General features: G+C 71.6%; 17 protein-coding genes. 7 read left to right on the plus strand and 10 right to left on the minus strand.

Features of this window, described 5'->3' with window-relative positions:
- From Q3A80_RS25645 to Q3A80_RS25655, 3 genes are all read left to right on the plus strand, one after another.
- A partial coding sequence (locus Q3A80_RS25645; protein WP_446331708.1) for a hypothetical protein occupies positions 1–109 on the plus strand: 109 nt, incomplete at its 5' end.
- 218 nt (positions 110–327) lie between these two features.
- On the plus strand, positions 328–1,071 hold the full coding sequence (phbB, locus tag Q3A80_RS25650; RefSeq protein ID WP_446331615.1) for an acetoacetyl-CoA reductase: 744 nt from the start codon (positions 328–330) through the stop codon (positions 1,069–1,071).
- Between the two features lie 193 nt (positions 1,072–1,264).
- Complete coding sequence (locus Q3A80_RS25655; RefSeq protein ID WP_446331616.1) at positions 1,265–1,468, plus strand: hypothetical protein; 204 nt, start codon at positions 1,265–1,267, stop codon at positions 1,466–1,468.
- Between the two features lie 80 nt (positions 1,469–1,548).
- On the opposite strand, the gene Q3A80_RS25660 is transcribed toward Q3A80_RS25655, so the two are convergent.
- The 10 genes from Q3A80_RS25660 to Q3A80_RS25705 form a co-directional block, all read right to left on the minus strand.
- On the minus strand, positions 1,549–1,842 hold the full coding sequence (locus Q3A80_RS25660; protein WP_446331617.1) for a hypothetical protein: 294 nt from the start codon (positions 1,840–1,842) through the stop codon (positions 1,549–1,551).
- A gap of 22 nt (positions 1,843–1,864) precedes the next feature.
- The gene (locus tag Q3A80_RS25665; RefSeq protein WP_446331618.1) at positions 1,865–2,392 is read right to left on the minus strand and encodes a hotdog family protein; all 528 of its coding nucleotides are present in this window, start codon (positions 2,390–2,392) and stop codon (positions 1,865–1,867) included.
- Positions 2,389–3,207, minus strand: a complete 819-nt coding sequence (locus Q3A80_RS25670) for a beta-ketoacyl synthase chain length factor (RefSeq protein WP_446331619.1) — start codon at positions 3,205–3,207, stop codon at positions 2,389–2,391. Before Q3A80_RS25670 ends, Q3A80_RS25665 begins: the two co-directional genes overlap by 4 nt.
- Entirely contained in the window at positions 3,204–4,427 is a 1,224-nt protein-coding gene (locus Q3A80_RS25675; protein ID WP_446331620.1) for a beta-ketoacyl-[acyl-carrier-protein] synthase family protein, read from the minus strand. The genes Q3A80_RS25670 and Q3A80_RS25675 overlap by 4 nt, the downstream gene beginning before the upstream one ends.
- A 63-nt stretch (positions 4,428–4,490) precedes the next feature.
- A complete protein-coding gene (locus Q3A80_RS25680) occupies positions 4,491–5,387 on the minus strand; it encodes a polysaccharide deacetylase family protein (protein ID WP_446331709.1) in 897 nt (298 codons plus the stop codon).
- Between the two features lie 5 nt (positions 5,388–5,392).
- Positions 5,393–7,879, minus strand: a complete 2,487-nt coding sequence (locus tag Q3A80_RS25685) for an MMPL family transporter (protein WP_446331621.1) — start codon at positions 7,877–7,879, stop codon at positions 5,393–5,395.
- Entirely contained in the window at positions 7,879–8,553 is a 675-nt protein-coding gene (locus Q3A80_RS25690) for an outer membrane lipoprotein carrier protein LolA (protein WP_446331622.1), read from the minus strand. The genes Q3A80_RS25685 and Q3A80_RS25690 overlap by 1 nt, the downstream gene beginning before the upstream one ends.
- The gene (locus Q3A80_RS25695; protein ID WP_446331623.1) at positions 8,550–9,524 is read right to left on the minus strand and encodes an LpxL/LpxP family acyltransferase; all 975 of its coding nucleotides are present in this window, start codon (positions 9,522–9,524) and stop codon (positions 8,550–8,552) included. The genes Q3A80_RS25690 and Q3A80_RS25695 overlap by 4 nt, the downstream gene beginning before the upstream one ends.
- Entirely contained in the window at positions 9,521–11,272 is a 1,752-nt protein-coding gene (locus tag Q3A80_RS25700) for an AMP-binding protein (protein WP_446331624.1), read from the minus strand. Before Q3A80_RS25700 ends, Q3A80_RS25695 begins: the two co-directional genes overlap by 4 nt.
- Before the next feature lie 65 nt (positions 11,273–11,337).
- Positions 11,338–11,982: a hypothetical protein gene (locus Q3A80_RS25705; protein ID WP_446331625.1), complete on the minus strand. Its 645-nt coding sequence runs from the start codon at positions 11,980–11,982 to the stop codon at positions 11,338–11,340.
- A gap of 566 nt (positions 11,983–12,548) precedes the next feature.
- Here Q3A80_RS25705 and Q3A80_RS25710 point away from each other — a divergent pair.
- From Q3A80_RS25710 to Q3A80_RS25725, 4 genes are all read left to right on the plus strand, one after another.
- A complete protein-coding gene (locus Q3A80_RS25710) occupies positions 12,549–12,833 on the plus strand; it encodes a phosphopantetheine-binding protein (protein WP_446331710.1) in 285 nt (94 codons plus the stop codon).
- Positions 12,834–12,948: 115 nt separating this feature from the next.
- On the plus strand, positions 12,949–13,665 hold the full coding sequence (gene fabG, locus Q3A80_RS25715; RefSeq protein ID WP_446331626.1) for a 3-oxoacyl-ACP reductase FabG: 717 nt from the start codon (positions 12,949–12,951) through the stop codon (positions 13,663–13,665).
- Positions 13,666–13,757: 92 nt separating this feature from the next.
- Complete coding sequence (locus Q3A80_RS25720) at positions 13,758–15,047, plus strand: chorismate transformation enzyme, FkbO/Hyg5 family (RefSeq protein ID WP_446331627.1); 1,290 nt, start codon at positions 13,758–13,760, stop codon at positions 15,045–15,047.
- A gap of 122 nt (positions 15,048–15,169) precedes the next feature.
- Positions 15,170–15,976 carry a glycosyltransferase family 2 protein gene (locus Q3A80_RS25725; RefSeq protein WP_446331628.1) on the plus strand — a complete coding sequence of 269 codons (807 nt, stop codon included), beginning with the start codon at positions 15,170–15,172 and terminating at the stop codon, positions 15,974–15,976.
- Positions 15,977–16,021 lie beyond the last annotated feature (45 nt).

Genomic DNA, 16,021 nt, shown 5'->3' on the forward strand with positions numbered 1-16,021 from the left:
CCTGGTGACGCTGCTGCACGAGATGGTCAGGCGCGATGCGAAGCGCGGGCTGGCGTCGCTGTGCATCGGCGGCGGGATGGGCGTCGCGCTCGCGGTCGAGCGCGACTGAGCAGGCTCTGAAGTGAATGCACGCGTGCGGCGCCGGCCTGCGCCGCACACGCGCGAAGCACGCTTCGCGCGGAACAAGCTGCCAACAACAAGCGTGATGTTCCGATGCACGCCGCGTCCGCGTCGCGGGCGCCAGTGCATCGCAGCGGTGGGGCAGGCGGCATGTGCCATGTCGCCGCCCCGCATCATTGATTAATTTTCTTGTCGGTGAAGAATAGGATGACTAAGCGAATTGCAGTTGTGACGGGTGGGATGGGCGGTCTGGGCGAAGCGATCAGCATCCGGTTGAACGATGCTGGCCACCGGGTCGTCGTCACGTATTCGCCGAACAATACGGGCGCCGATCGCTGGCTGACCGAGATGCACGCGGCCGGCCGAGACTTCCACGCCTATCCGGTGGACGTGGCCGATCACGATTCGTGCCGGCAATGCATCGAGAAGATCGTCCGGGACGTCGGCCCGGTCGACATCCTGGTGAACAATGCGGGCATCACGCGCGACATGACGCTGCGCAAGCTCGACAAGGTCAACTGGGATGCGGTGATCCGCACCAACCTCGACTCCGTGTTCAACATGACGAAGCCCGTCTGCGAAGGCATGGTCGAGCGCGGCTGGGGGCGCATCGTCAACATCGCGTCGGTCAACGGCTCGAAGGGTTCGGTCGGCCAGACCAACTACGCGGCCGCGAAGGCCGGCATGCACGGCTTCACGAAATCGCTCGCGCTCGAAATTGCGCGCAAGGGCGTGACGGTGAACACCGTGTCGCCGGGCTACCTCGCGACGAAGATGGTGACGGCGATCCCGCAGGACATCCTCGACACGAAGATCCTGCCGCAGATCCCGGCGGGCCGGCTCGGTCAACCCGAGGAAGTCGCGGCGCTGATCGCGTTTCTGTGCTCGGAGGAGGCCGGCTTCGTGACGGGCTCCAACATCGCGATCAACGGCGGCCAGCACATGAACTGACGCGCGGCGGCCCGGGCGGCGTTCGCGCGCGTCCGGGCCGTGCTCCCGCTGTATCCAGCGCCGGGGCGGCGTGCATGCGCGGTGACGGGCCGCGGACGCCGGTTCGCCGCGCACGCGGCGGACCGGCTGGTCCGTGCGCCGGCCATTCGAGCGCAGCACGCACGCCGCACCGGTCTCGCATTCCGGAGGAGGCATGGGTGAAACCTGGATGGGACTCGCGATCGGCGGCTCGGCACTGACCGTCGCGCTGACGATGGCGATCGCGCTTCACTGGCTCGAGCGGCGCCGCGCGCGGCTGCTGCGCAACTTCGATCATCGCGACTGCTGGTTCGTCGCATACGGCAAGCGCCTCGCGCGCGGGCCGGCGCGCAGGACACGCGGCAGCGGTGCGCGTTGACGGCAAGCTGACGGCAGCGGCGCGTTCGCGCGTCGTGCCGCCTCCCGCGCAGCCGTGTGCGGCGCGCGGGAGGCTCGCGCTCAATCGCCGCGCTTCTGCGCGCCTTCGCCCGAATCGTTCTTGTGGAAGATCCGCTTCGTCGTGCGCTTGGTGGCATCCCAGCCCTCGCGCGACGCATGCGCGATGCCGTGGCCGACCGTCCTCGCGGCGCTCGCGGTCGCGTGGCCGAAGCCGCGTGCGGCCTCGCCGGTCTTGTGCGCGGCTTCCTTCGAATCGCGCTTGATGTCCTGCTTCACTTCCGACATGTCCGCGTGCGCGATCGGGCTGAGCAGCGCGAGAACGAACGCGGTGCAAATGAACTGACGTGCTTTCACGACCTGGTTTCCCTGGGTTGAGTCATCGAGGATCCGCGCAGCCGGCATGCGGCGGAACGAATGCGCCGGCCGCCGATGCGTCGAGCATCACCGCGGCGCGGCCGCTGAGCAGCACGCGCGCGCCGCAGCGCAGCGCGAAGCCGTACAGCACGGAACGGTCGTCGCCGCCGATGCGTTCGGCGTCGACGATCAGCGGCAGCTCGAACGTGTCGAGCCGGTCGACGAACGCGTCGACGTTGCGCACGCTCGCAAGATAGCCGGCGCGCGGGCGGGCAGCTTCCGTTTGCGCTTGTCGCGTACCGTGCCGCGCCCCGAGCAGCGCGCCGTGCACGGCCATCGCCTGCGCCGCGTATTCGATCCCGCAGACCGATGCGAGCCGCCCGCCCGAGCGCAGCGGGTTGTGCGGATCGCGGTGGCTCGTCGCGCTGCAGCGGATCCGTGCGTCGTCCCATGCGTCGACGCGATCGAGCACGCACATCGCGCCCGCATGCGGAATGTGCGCGGCGATCCACGCGCGATCGAGCGTCGGCGTCGACACGAACGTCGTCATGGCGCGCGCTCCGCGACGGCATTCGGCAGCGCGATGTCGACCTGCACGCGCGTGTCTTCCAGATAGTCGAGCACCACCCGCGCCGCGCGCCGCGCGGCGAGCGCGGCGAGCAGCGGCAGCGCACGCGCGGCCGGATTGCCGGTGCGCAGCGCTTCGAACGCTGCATTTGCGAGCGTCGTCGCCGGCGCGTCGGTGAGTTGCACGTCGATGCGCGCGAGCGCGCGCGCGCTTGCCTCGGGCGCGAGCACGAGCGCGATACCGAACGCGTCGACGATCGGCCGCACCGCGCGCAACGGTTCCGGATAGTCGGTGTCGTACGCGATCAGCAGGCTCGGCACGCGATCGACCGCCACCTGGCACAGGCTCTCGAGCAGGCCCGCCGCGAAGCTGCCGTCGTGCGCGCACAGCACGTTCGACGTCGCCATCGCGCGCGTCGCGATGCTCCAGTAGCCGGCCGGCGCGTTGTGTACCGAATTGTGAAAGCGCGTAGGCGACAGATGGCGATCGTCGCCGGCGAGCGTTTCGCAAATCGCATGGCAGTTCTGGCCGTCGCCGCCCGATGCGCTGAACACGGTCGCGAGCGTGGCCGCATCGCGCCCGCTCGCGGCTGCCGCTTCGAGGCCGACCGCGAGCGCGACGCGCACGACGGGGCCGGTACGGCGGCGTTCCGCCGGCGGCAGGCCGGCCGGCGGCGGCAGCACGGTGCGCGCGCTCCCGTACGCCGCGCGGCCGGCGAGCACGTCGGCCGCGTGCGGCCAGTCGTTCAGTCCGGGCCCGACGAGGCCGACGCTTTCGATGAATGCGGTGAGTGTCATGTCGGCTCCCGGCGGCTCGCGTGCTCGGCGCGGCCGAGGATCAGGCTGCAGTTCGTGCCGCCGAAGCCGAACGAATTGGACAGTACCGCTCGCACGCGGGCGGCGCGGCTCGCGAGCACGTAGTCGGCGGCGAGCGCCGGGTCGGGTTGCGTGGTGTTGACGCCGGCCGGCACGAATTGCTCGCGCAGCGCGAGCGCGGCGACGACCGCTTCGAGCGCGCCCGCCGCGCCGAGCGTGTGCCCGGTCGCGCCTTTCGTCGAGCTGCACGGCGTGCGCGCGAGCAGCGCGCCCACCGCGCGGCTTTCGGCGGCATCGTTGCTGGGCGTGGCGGTGCCGTGCAGGTTTACGTAGTCGATATCGGATGGCGCGAGGCCGGCCGACGCGAGCGCCTGCTCGATCGCGACGCGCGCGCCGAGCCCTTCCGGATGCGGCGACGACATGTGATGCGCATCGCTCGATTCGCCGATGCCGAGCAGCAGGATCGCGTCGTCGTCGAGTGCGGCGGGAGCGTCGGGCACGCGTTCGAGCAATGCGAACGCGGCCGCCTCGCCGATCGAGATGCCGTCGCGGGCGACGTCGAACGGCCGGCATGGCCGGCGCGACAGCAGTTCGAGCGAATTGAAGCCGTACAGCGTCGTCAGGCACAGCGAATCGACGCCGCCGACGACGGCCGCATCGATCAGCCCGGCTTCGATCATCCGCCGCGCGGAGCCGAAGACCTTCGCGCCGGACGAACACGCGGACGAGATCGCCATCGCCGGCCCGCGCAGCGCGAAATACGCGCGCACGAACGCGGCCGGCGAATACGGGTTGTGCGTATGCGCGTAGCGAAATGCGGCGGGCAGCGCGCCGCTTGCCGGGTCGCGCCGCTCGTAGGCGCGCTCGGTCTCGAGGATGCCCGACGTACTCGTGCCGACGAACACGCCGACGCGCTCGGCGCCGTAGCGCGACACGGCTGCGGCGACGCGCGCGTCGAAGCCGTCCTGCACGAGGCCGAGCTGCGCGAGGCGGTTGTTGCGGCAGTCGAAGTCGGCGAGGTCCGCACGCACGGGCCGTGCGTCGACGCCGTCGACGGCGCCGATCCACGTGTCGAGATCGGCGCGTTCGAAGTCGCACGGCGTGAGCCCGCCGCGCGCGTGACGCAGCGCGTCGAGGGTCGCGTCGAGACCGCGGCCGATGCAGCTGGTGGCGGTGAAGTGCGAGAGCAGGAGAGGTTTCACGAGGATCGCATCCGGTGGCCGGAACGGGCGCCGCAGCGGGGCTGGCGGGCGCGCCGGGCGTGGTCAGATTTTATCAAACGGGGGTGCCGGAACGCCCGGCTGGCCGGGCGGTTCGGGTGGTTGCGGCGCGAGCGCGGCGCGCAGCGTGGTCCATTGCAATTGCGCATCGGCGGCCGCGCGCAGCAGCGCCGGCAGCACGTCGAGCACGACGGGTTCGCCGCGCGCATCGCGCGCTGCGTGGCCATCGTGCACGAGCAGGATGTCGCGCGGTGCGAGACCGTTCAGCAGCCGGCGCGTGACCGTATCGGCACCGTGCGCGCGCGTGTCGAAGCCGCGCCGCGTCCAGCTCGCCAGTTGCAGGCCGAGCTCGCACAGCACCGGTTCGAGGAACGGATTGCGCAGGCCGGCCGGCGCGCGAAAGAAGCGCGGCCGCGTGCCGGCGATCTCGGTCAGCGTCTGCTGCGCGGCCGCGATTTCGCGGCGCAGCGCGGCGGGCCCGGACAGCGAGAACGTATGCCGGTGCCGCTGGCTGTGGTTCTCGACCGCATGCCCGCGCGCGACGATCGCTTCGATCCACTGCGGATGGCGGCGCGCGAGATCGCCGATGCAGAAGAACGTCGCGCGCGCATCGTGGCGGTCGAGCAGGTCGAGCACGCGCGGCGTGACGTCCGGGTCCGGGCCGTCGTCGATCGTCAGCGCGATGCGGCGGCCGGCTTCGGCCGGCAAGCGCGTCCAGTTCGGGCCGAGCAGCGCGCTGCGCGGCCACAGGCCGGCAGCCGTCAGCGCGAGATGCGATGCGACCACGCCGCCGGCGGCCCACGGCCATGCGGCCGGCTGCGCGACGACGGCCGCGAGCGCGCCTGCATGCAGTGCGGCGGTGCCGGCGATCAGCGGCGTCGGCTTCCAGCGGCGCGTATCGCCGCCGGGCGGCCGCGGCGGAACGGACGATGGCGCGTTCATGTCGTTCATGTGTGCGCTCCGGTCGGGACGGCGCGAGCGCCGTTCGTTGCTGCCGCGCGCGGCGCGAGAATCGCCGCGAACGCGAGCGCGAGCATCGCGCCGGGGCCGACGGTCAGCCCGAAGGTTTCGAGCAGCGGCACGCGCGACAGCGCGAGCAGGCCGAAGCCGGCGACCGTCGCGAGATTCGCGATCAGCAACGACACGAGCGTGTACGGCGCGACCGGTTGCGCATCGTCGCGCTTGCAGAAGAACAGCGCATAGTTCGACCCGACCGCGACGATCAGCAGCATTCCGACCAGATGCAGAATCGTCAGCTGCACGCCGGCGAGCGCGAAGCCGGCCGTCACGACCAGCACGGCCGCGACGAGCGGTGCCAGCGCGCGCACGACGCGGCGCGGCGAGCGCAGCGCGATCAGCAGCAGCACGGCGATCGCCGCGAAACCGGCGAGCGACAGCCGGATATCCTCGTGCACGTAGTTCACGTACAGAAGATCGGTCTCGGCCTTCATGTCGACGAACAGTGCATCGGGCACACCGGCGCGCGCGACGGCCGCGCGGATCGGCGCGGCGTCGAGCGCCGGAGCCGCTGCCGCTCCCGCTGCGCTGCGTGCGGCATCGGGTGCCCGCAGCGGCAGCATCGCGCTCCAGCGGCCCGCGCGCTCGGTGAGCAGCGCATCGACCGCGAGCGCCATCGACGTGCCGCGCAGGTCCGCACGCGTGAGCAGCGGCGCGTGGCGCGCTGCGGCGACATCGGCGATGAATGGCGCGAACAGGTCGGGCCTGACCGAGATCGGCTGGCTCGCAACGGCGTCGCGCATCCGCGCGGCGAGCACGTCCGCATCCGGCAGGCTCGCCTGGCGCGCACGCTGCGCGGCGTCGCTCGGCAGGTAGCGCGCGGGACTTTCGAAGCCCGCGAGCACGCCGCGCTCGACGAGCGGCTGCAATTGCGCGCCAACCTGCTCCGCACGTTCGAGCGCGGCCTGCTCGGTCGGCGCGGGAATCACGACGAGGTAGCGCACGTCCGGTGCGCCGACATCGGCGCGCAGGCGCGCATCGAGGGCCTGCGCACGCGCGGGAACCGGGCTCAGCGCAGCGAGCTCGCGGCTCCACAGGCCGTCGCGGTGCAGCACGAGCGTCGCGCATGTGGCGAGCACCAGCACGGCGAGCGGCCAGCGCAGCCGCGGGGCCGCGGCGGCCGCGCGCGCGAGCACCGCGCCGACGCGCGACACGTCGCGGATCGCAACGCGTTCGCCGCGCAGGTGCGGCAGCACGAAGCGCGTGACGAGCGCGGCGGCCGTCAGTCCGACGATCGAATAGAGCCCGAGCTGCACGAGGCCCGGAAAGCCGGAGAACAGCATCGATGCGAACCCGCACACGGACGTCAGCACGCCGAGCCGGATCGTCGGCCAGTAAGCGGCGATCCACGCACGCGTCGCGTCGCCGGGCCGCACGGCGCCACGCGCGCCGGCGTGCGCCGATTGCACGAACAGATAGATCGAATAGTCGACGGCCTCGCCGATCAGCGTCGTGCCGAAGCCGAGCGTCAGCCCGTGAACCGTGCCGAACGCGACGCTGACGGCCGCGATCCCCGCTGCGATGCCGGTCAGCACCGGCAGCAGCCCCAACGCGAGCGTGCGCGGCGACCGGTACAGCGTCAGCAGCAGCGCGACGATCAGCACGGCGCTCGCCGTCGACAGCCGCTCGACGTCGTGCCGGATCGTGTCGCGCGCGTCGACCGAGAACACGCCGGGGCCCGTCATCGCGAGCGTGTACGCGGCGGCGTCCGGCAGTGTCCGTGTCGCAGCCGAGAACGCGCGGCGTACCGCATCGATCGCGCGGGCCTGCGCGTCGGTGTCGGAGCCGGCGGCGGCCGTCTGCACGACGAGCACCGCGCGCGTACCGTCGCGCGACGCCCATACGCCGTCGCGCATCGCGGGCTGCGCGCCGCTGTCGAGCTGGCCGACGAGCGCCGTCACTTCGCCGGTCGGGTCGCGCGGCAGCATCGCCTTCGCGACGAGGCCGGCCGACGAACTCAGCAGGTCGAGGCTGTCGCCCAGCGCCTGGTGCAGGCCGGCGGCGCTGAAGCGCTGCGGCGTGACGGCCGGGCTCAGCAGGTAGCGATGGTCGAACACGAACTGCTGGTCGCGCGCGTCGTTCACGGCTTCGCCGTTGTTGACCGCCGAGAATTGCCGGTCGGCGCGCAGCGTGGCGGCCACCCGCTTCGACAACGCGGCGCGCGTGGCCGCGTCGCCGCCGTCGATCGCGACGAGGATCAGCCGCGACACGATGCCGTCGCGCAGTTGATCGACGAGCACGCGCTGACCGGCGCTCGGCGTGCGCGGCAGGAACGCGGACAGGTCGGCCGTGAAATTCGCGCGCGCGATCGCGATCCCGCACGCGACGAGCGCGAGCAGCCACACGAGCACGGCGGGTTGCCGCCACGCGGGAACGCGGTGCGTGGCGGGGGCCGGCGGCCGCGTGCGCTGGTCCATCAGTTCGCCGGGACGGGTTGCAGGCGCATCAGCGAATGGTCGCCGTCGGCCTGCCGGATCGCGACGCTGCGCAACACGTCGCGCGTGCCGTCGAGCGTGATCGTGCTGACGACCTTCTGCATCCGCGAATCGAGCGGCGTGAGCGTGAGCGTCCAGTCGTCGCCGCGTCCTGTCAGCGCGACCTTGTAGATCTGCTCGAGCGCGTAGCGGTTGCCCGCGAGCGTCGCGCGGATGCTGTCGATGAACGCGCCGAGTTCCGGATACCGCGCGAGTGCGAGCGTGTACTTGCGGTTGTTGCGCTCGACGGTGAGCATGTCGCCGTCGACGACCAGATGTTCGGGCTTCGGACTCAGCGTGTGCTTCTCGAGATGGTCGGGCGCGACGAACACGAGCTCGCCCGACGACTCGACCGGCTGCGTCGCGATCGACAGCGTTTTCGTCTCGGTGAACGTCGCGCGGCCCGACTTGTGCTGCGCGAGCGTCGACATCAGCCGGTCCAGCGTCCACGCGGCACCGGCGTCGGCCGCGTGGGCCGGCAGCGCGAGCGCGACGGCGGCCGTGACGGCGAGCGTGCGCGCGACGCGGCGCAGCGCAGGCGCGTGCCGACGCGGCAGCGGGAACGGCGGCAGCACGGGTGGCAGCGCAGGTGGCAGAAAGCGGCGAACGGCGGTCATGCGTCGGAATCCCTCGTGGCGGACAGCTCGGCGCACGCATGCGCGTCGTCGCGGCGCGCGGCGGCGGCGCCCGTCTGCCAGAAATCGAAATAGTTGAACCAGTTGTACGGCGCCGCGCGACAGTACCGGTCGAGCAGCGCGACGTAGCGCGCGAGCGCCGCATCGACGGCCGCCGCGCGCGCGTCGCGGCGCACGTCGGAGAAATCGGCGAGCGTGTCGAAGTGCACATCGTAGCGGTTGCCGTCGCGATAGAGGCCCGTCATGAACAGCACCGGGCGCCGCAGCATCGCGGCCATGTACAGCGGCCCGAGCGGGAACGCGGCCGGCGTGCCGAGCAGCGGCAGCCGCCGCAGCGATGCGGCCGCGTCGTCGAGCAGCGTGCGGTCGGCGAGCATGCCGACCATGCAGTTCGCATCGAGGCGCTCGCGTACCTTCAGCATCGAGTCGACCTGGCCGAGCGGAATCACCTCCGGCTTCGCGGCCGGATTCACGGCGACGAGCGTCGCGTTGATCTTGCGCGCGTTCTCTTCGAACATCGTGACGACGACGCGCAGGTCCGGACGCGTGCGGCCGATCGCGCGGACCACTTCGAAGCTGCCGAGGTGCGCGCCCATCAGGAACACGCCGCGCCCGCCGGCGAGCGCATCGTCGACCAGCGTCTCGCCATGCAGCCGGATGTCGAACAGGTCGAAGCGGCCGTTCATCAGATAGATGCGATCGTGGATCGTCGCGGCGAACGTGAACACGTGCCGGTACACGTCGCGCCAGCGCGCGGGACGGCCGAGCGCGCGGCGCAGGTAGTCGCGCGATGCCGCGCATGCGGCCGGCGAGAACAGCACGAAATAGATCGCGATGGCGTGCAGCACGACGCGCGACGCTTGCCGGCCGAAGCGCAGCGAGATCCACGTCATCGCGCGCAGCAATGCCGCATTGCTGCGTTCCTGGCGCTCGGCCCATGCGGTGCGCTTCATGGCTGCGCGTCGTCCTGCGCGGCCGGCGGCGTGGACAGCACGCCGGTCGCGACGTCGCGCGCACCGGCGCGCAGCGTGAAGCGGATCGTGCCGCCGGCCGCCGCCTCGAACGCGAGATCGAGCGGTTCGCCGGGCGCGACCGGGCTCAGGAATTTCGCGGAAGCGAGCCGCCACGTATCGAGCGGCCGATTCAGCGATGCGCCGAGCGCGGCGATCGCATGATCGAGCAGCACCACACCCGGCACGATCGGATGGCCGGGGAAATGACCGGGCAACGCAGGGTGATCGGCGGGAATCGTGAAACCGGGCGGCGCGTCGGGCGCGCGGCGCTCGCGCAGCTCGGCCGCTGCCGCGCGCGTATGGCGCGCGACGAGCGCGGCGAGCACGTCGCGCGGCAGCTTGCCGGTTTCGTTGCGCGGCAATGCGTCGACGAACACGAGCGGGCGCGGCAGGAACGCGGGATCGATCCGTTCGCGCAGCGCGCGCTGCAGGTCGGCCGCGGCGAGCGTCGGCGCGACCACCAGCGCGACGAGGCGCGTGACCGGTTCGCGCGCCGCATCGGCGTCGGCCGGCGCGGCTTCGTCCGGCATGAAGAACACGCCGTCGACGACGTCGGGAATCGCGTTCAGCTGATGGTTCAGATACGCGAGCGACGTGCGCTTGCCGGCGATGTTGACGAGGTCGGCCTTGCGGCCGTGCAGCAGGAACCGGCCGTCGCCGAGCAGTTCGAGCGCGTCGCCCATCGGCACCGGCGCTTCGACGTGTCCGCCCGATACCCACACGGTGGGGCCGCCGTCGTCGCTCGCGGCATCGTGGTCAGGCGCGTCGCGCGCGTCGAGCCGGATGCCGGGAAACAGCTGCCACGCCGCGCCCTGCGACGTGCGGCGCGTCGCGATCTGGCCGGTTTCCGTGCTGCCGTAGATCTCGACGAGCGGCGCGTCGAGTGCGGCCTCCGCTTCGCGTGCGAGCTTTTCCGACAGCGGCGCGGTGGCCGACAGCACGAGCGCGGCCGGCGGCAGCGCATGGCCGGCCGACAGCAGCGCGCGCAGATGGATCGGCGACGTGACGAGCACGCGCGGCTGCGGGATCGCAGCGAGTTCGTCGCGGATGTCGACCGGATAGAACGGCTGGCGGTTGCTGAACGCGAGACCGCCGATCAGCGCGAGCAATACCGTCGACTCGAAACCGTACATGTGCTGCGCGGGCACCGTGCCGATCAGCGTGGCGGCCCGGCCGTCGAGCAGGCCGAGCCGGTCGGCCGCCGCGCGCACGCAGCCGACCAGGAAGCCCCAGGTCTTGCGGTGCGGCACCGGCGCGCCGGTCGAGCCCGACGTGAACACGTACGCCATGATCCGCGACGCATCGATGCGCGGCACCACGCACGGTGCATCGTCGTCGAGTTCGCCGGGCTCGGCGTCCGGATACGCGAAGCGCGGCAGGTCGATCGGGCAGTCGGCCGCGTCGTGCAGGCAGACCGCGTCCGGTGCGAACGACGCGAGCTGGCGCACCATCTCCGGCGTGTGCGTCGACGGCAGCAGGCTGATCCTGCCGGCGACGAGCGCCGCGCACAGGCTGACCGCGAAACGGTAGCGGTCGCGGCACACGTTGAACACGTGGCCGCCGGCGGGCAGCGCGGCGGCCACGCGCGCGACGTCGGCGACGAACGCGCGCACGCTGACGGGCGTACCGTCGCGCCAGGCGATCGTCTGGTCCGGCGAGGAATGGAATACCAGCGGGTGAGTCGGCATAAATCGGCTGAAGCGGGAAGCAATTACCGGCGCGGCCGCGATGCGGCGCCGCGCCGGCCATGAATTCATCGTGACGGCTGCGTCGACGCGCGGTACGCGCGCACCGCGTCGACCATCGTCGGCCGCGCATCGTGCGGCAGCGCGAAGCGCCGGCACGCATGCTCGGCGGCGAACATCACGGCGACGAGCGGCAGCGACAGGTAGTTCGCGAAGGTCGACCATGCGACGATCGGCGCGGTCGCGAACATCAGCGTCGACACGGCGGCGATCGCGACGAAGAACAGCGTCCACGCGAGCGTGATGCGCCGCGTGTAGCGCGCGACGGCCGGCGTGATCGTGCCGTGGATCATCGTCGCGAAGCGCGTGCACAGCGGCACCTGGCCGGCCGCGAGCGTGCGGCCGAACAGCAGCGCCATCGCGACGTTGAAGCTCGCGTGCTCCAGATACAGCCCCCATTCGAAATGACGCGCGAGCGGCACGCGCGCGGCCCACAGCGCGGCGGCGGCGAGCAGCCACGCCGGCACGAGCCACGCACGCCGCGGCGAACGCAGCGCCGCGCCGAGCGCGAGCAGCAGCGGCGGCACGAGCGCCATCGCGAGGCCGAAGCCGTGCGCGCCGGGCGTCGCGGCCGCGTAATGCGCACCGATCTGGTACGCGGCGACTGCGGCGACCGCGCCGGCGCCGCGTGCGATGGCGAGCGGCGTGCTCATCGCGGCGCTCCCGGCGCGCGGCGCACGCACGGGCGCGCGTGGCTGCCGGCGGCCGCGGCACGGCGGCGAACGGGCGGCGGGCTGACCGGAGCGGGGCGAACGAGCGGACGCGGCATGGCTGCTGGAAACATCGTGCGGATCGTGGCCGGACGGGGTTGGCCGGGCCGTCAAACATCATATGAATGGCGGCCGGGACGCGTGTCCGGGCCGGCTGTCGTGCACGCACATTTTAGGGCCGCGGCGCGGCGGTACGGGGCGGCCGCGGCCGGGTTTTGTAACCGAATGTATGGCAGCGCACCGACACTTTCGCGGCGGCGATTCATTTCCATCCGACGCGGCTCAAGCGTCTCGTGCGATCGGGGCCCGAAACCCGTTGCGGCGCGGGCCCTTCAGTCTGTAACCATTCGCGGTATACGCACCGGTACCCATCGACTAGAATCCGCGTAACTTTTACAAATGACCCCCGATCACGCAGGCGGGGAAGCCGGCAGACGCCGGAGGGACGGAGATTCGCCCGCGCGCCGGGCGGGCAAGACGGTTGCCGTTTCCGCGCGCCTCCCGCTGCCATCGGCCGCCTGCCCGCAAGCATGATGAACGCACTGGAACAAGAGCTCGCCACGCTGATCATCGGCGAACTGAATCTCGAAGACGTCCCGCCCGACACGGTGACGGCCGGCACTCCGCTGTATGGCGAGGGCTTCGGGCTCGACTCCATCGACATCCTCGAAATCGCGCTGCTGATCTCGAAGAAGTACGGCTTCGAGCTGCGCTCGGACAATCCGGACAACCAGAAGATCTTTGCGACGCTCGGCGCGCTTGCCGCCTACGTCGGCGCGCATCGCACGAAGTGACGGCGCTGCGTGCACGCGCGGCGCGGCACGCAACAGATCAACGCACGCGGGGGCGGTCGCAGGACGACACGCCGCCGCGTCGAGCGAGGTGAAACGCGATGAACGGAGCCATTCGATGCGGGCGCTCGTAACGGGCGGCAGCGGTGCACTCGGGCAGGCGATCTGCACGGCGCTCGCACAGGCCGGCCACGAAGTGTGGGTGCACGCGAACCGCAATCTCGCGCACGCGCAAGCGGTCGCGCAGCGCATCGTCGCGGCCGGCGGCAGCGCGCAGTCGATCGCGTTCGACGTGACCGATGCCGACGCGACGCTCGCCGCGCTCGCGCCATTCATCGACGACACGCCGGTGCAGATCCTCGTCAACAACGCGGGCATTCACGACGACGCGCCGATGGCCGGCATGTCGCACCGGCAATGGCACAGCGTGATCGACGTGACGCTCAACGGCTTCTTCAACGTCACGCAGCCGCTGTTGCTGCCGATGATCCGCACGCGCCGCGGCCGGATCGTCAACATCGCGTCGGTCGCCGGTGTGACCGGCAACCGCGGGCAGGTCAATTACGCGGCCGCGAAGGCGGGGCTCATCGGCGCGACGAAGTCGCTGTCGCTGGAGCTCGCGTCGCGCGGCATCACCGTGAACGCGGTCGCGCCGGGCATCATCGAATCGCCGATGGCCGAGCACGCGTTTCCGGCCGAACGGATCAAGCAGCTCGTGCCCGCGCAGCGCGCGGGCCGGCCCGACGAAGTCGCGGCGATGGTCGCATATCTGGTATCCGATGCGGCCGCCTATGTGACGGGGCAGGTGCTGTCCGTCAACGGCGGGCTCGCATGACGACGACCCGCGCAGCGTCCGCGTGACGCGGCGCAACATCGTGCAGCACGGCGCAGTGCCGCGAGCCTGCGCAGCATAGTGAGGAACTCGAAGTGTCAGTGCATCCAGTCGACGCCGAACGGCGAGCGTGTTCCGGGGCGTCCGCGACGGCCGCGGCCGCGCACGTGCAGACGGCAGCCGCGCTCGCCGCATCGCGAGCGGGCGGCGCGATCGCGGCGGACCGCGGCAACCGGGCGCTGCGACTCGTCCAGATCGATCATGCGCGGCTGGCCGCGCTGCTGCACGATGCGCAACGGCGCGGCGATGCATTCCAGCGATTGTTTCCCGGCGCGCTGGGCGCGGTGTGCATCGGCGCGGCCGGTTCGGCGGCCGATGCGCTGGCGGACCTGCTGACCGACGCCGCGCCCGGCGTGCCGCTCGCGCCGGTGCAGATGACGCTGCTCGACGCGGGCGGCCACGCACGCGCGAGCGCGCTCTGCGAAATCTGGCAGTGCGATGCGAATGACCTGCGCAGCGCGCGGCGCGGGATGGTGCAGTACCGCTACAGCGAAACGGCGGGGCTCGTGTTCGGCAGCATCGTCGTGCACGAAGCGGCCGGCGTGATCAGTGCGGATTCCGCCGGCGGCACGCCGCTCGAGCGGGCCACCCACGATGCGTACCGCGCGCTGTTCGGCGTGCTCGATGCGCTCGGCATTCCGCATCCGCTGCGGATCTGGAACACGGTGCCGGCGATCAACGCGCACCAGTTCGGGATCGAGCGCTATCGTCAGTTCAATATCGGCCGGCAGCGCGCATTCGATGCGTGCCGCCGCGCGCTGACGGGCGGCGTGCCGGCCGCATGCGCACTCGGCTCGGTCGTGCCGGTCGCGGGCGACATGCCGCCGGCCGCGCCGCTCGCGATCCATTTCATCGCGAGCCGCACGCCGGCCGACCCGGTCGAGAACCCGCGCCAGGTCAGCGCGTATCACTATCCGGCGCAATACGGCCCGCGGGCGCCGACGTTCGCGCGCGCGGCCGCATGGGCCGGCGGCGATGCGGCGCCGCTGCTGTTCGTGTCGGGCACCGCGAGCATCGTCGGGCATCGCACCGTGCATCGCGGCGACGTCGTCGCGCAGACGCGCGAGACGATCGCGAACCTCGCCGCCGTGCTCGAACAGGCCGCGCGGCAGGGGCACGGCCCGTTCGCGCTCGCCGACCTGAGCTATCGCGTCTACGTGCGCGACGCCGGCGATGCCGCGGCGCTCGCCGCGATCGAGCGCGAGCTGCGCGACGCGGCGGGCGCCGGCGTGCGGCTGCTGTTCGTCCACGCGGACGTGTGCCGCGACGATCTGCTGGTCGAGATCGAGGCGAGCGCCGGCCATCCGCTGGAGCAGTTGTCGTGAAGCGCGCGGGCCTGGCGCTGCGCGAACCGCCGCGTGCGGACGGCGGCGACGAAGCCTGTCGACGGTCGCCCGCAGGTCATAAACTTTTGTCAGGATCATCGTCTTCGCAATCGGCCGTTCCCATGTCCAAGCTGCACGCCTCGTCCACCCATCTCGTGCTGATCCCGAGCTACAACCCGGGCGTCAAGGTCGACACGACCGTGCGCAACGCACGCGCGCAGTGGAATCCGGTGTGGGTCGTCGTCGACGGCAGCACCGACGGCAGCGCCGAGCGGCTGCAGGCGATGGCCGAACGCGATCCGGGGCTGCGCGTGATCGTGCTGCCCGAGAACCGCGGCAAGGGCGCGGCGGTGCTCGCCGGGCTCGACGCGGCGGCGGCGGCCGGCTTCACGCATGTGCTGACGATGGATTCCGACGGTCAGCATCCGGCCGACCTGATTCCCGAATTCATGGCCGCGTCGCAGGCGATGCCGGACGCGATGGTGCTCGGCCTGCCGAAATTCGACGAAAGCGCGCCGCAACTGCGCGTGCAGGGCCGGCGGCTGTCGAACGGCTGGGCCGACCTCGAGACACTGTGGGCCGGCATCGGCGATTCGCTGTACGGGTTTCGCGTGTATCCGGTCGCGCCGCTCGCGGCGATCATGCATCGGCAGCCATGGATGCGCGGTTTCGACTTCGACCCGGAAGCGGCGGTGCGGCTCTGCTGGGCCGGCGTGCGGCCGATCCGGATCGAGGCGCCGGTGCGTTACTTCGGCGCGCACGAGGGCGGCGTGTCGCATTTCCACTACGGCCGCGACAACGCGCTGCTCGCGTGGATGCACTTGCGGCTGTTCGCCGGTTTCGTCGTGCGGCTGCCGATGCTGGCCGCGCGCAGGCTCACGCGCCGGTCGCGTTCCACGCTCAGCCGGTCGCCCGGCCACGGCGATTGAGCGCCGCTTTGCCGTCAATTTCCGAAGCAATCGCGCCGTTCATTA

This window comes from Burkholderia sp. SR8, from assembly GCF_052851275.1.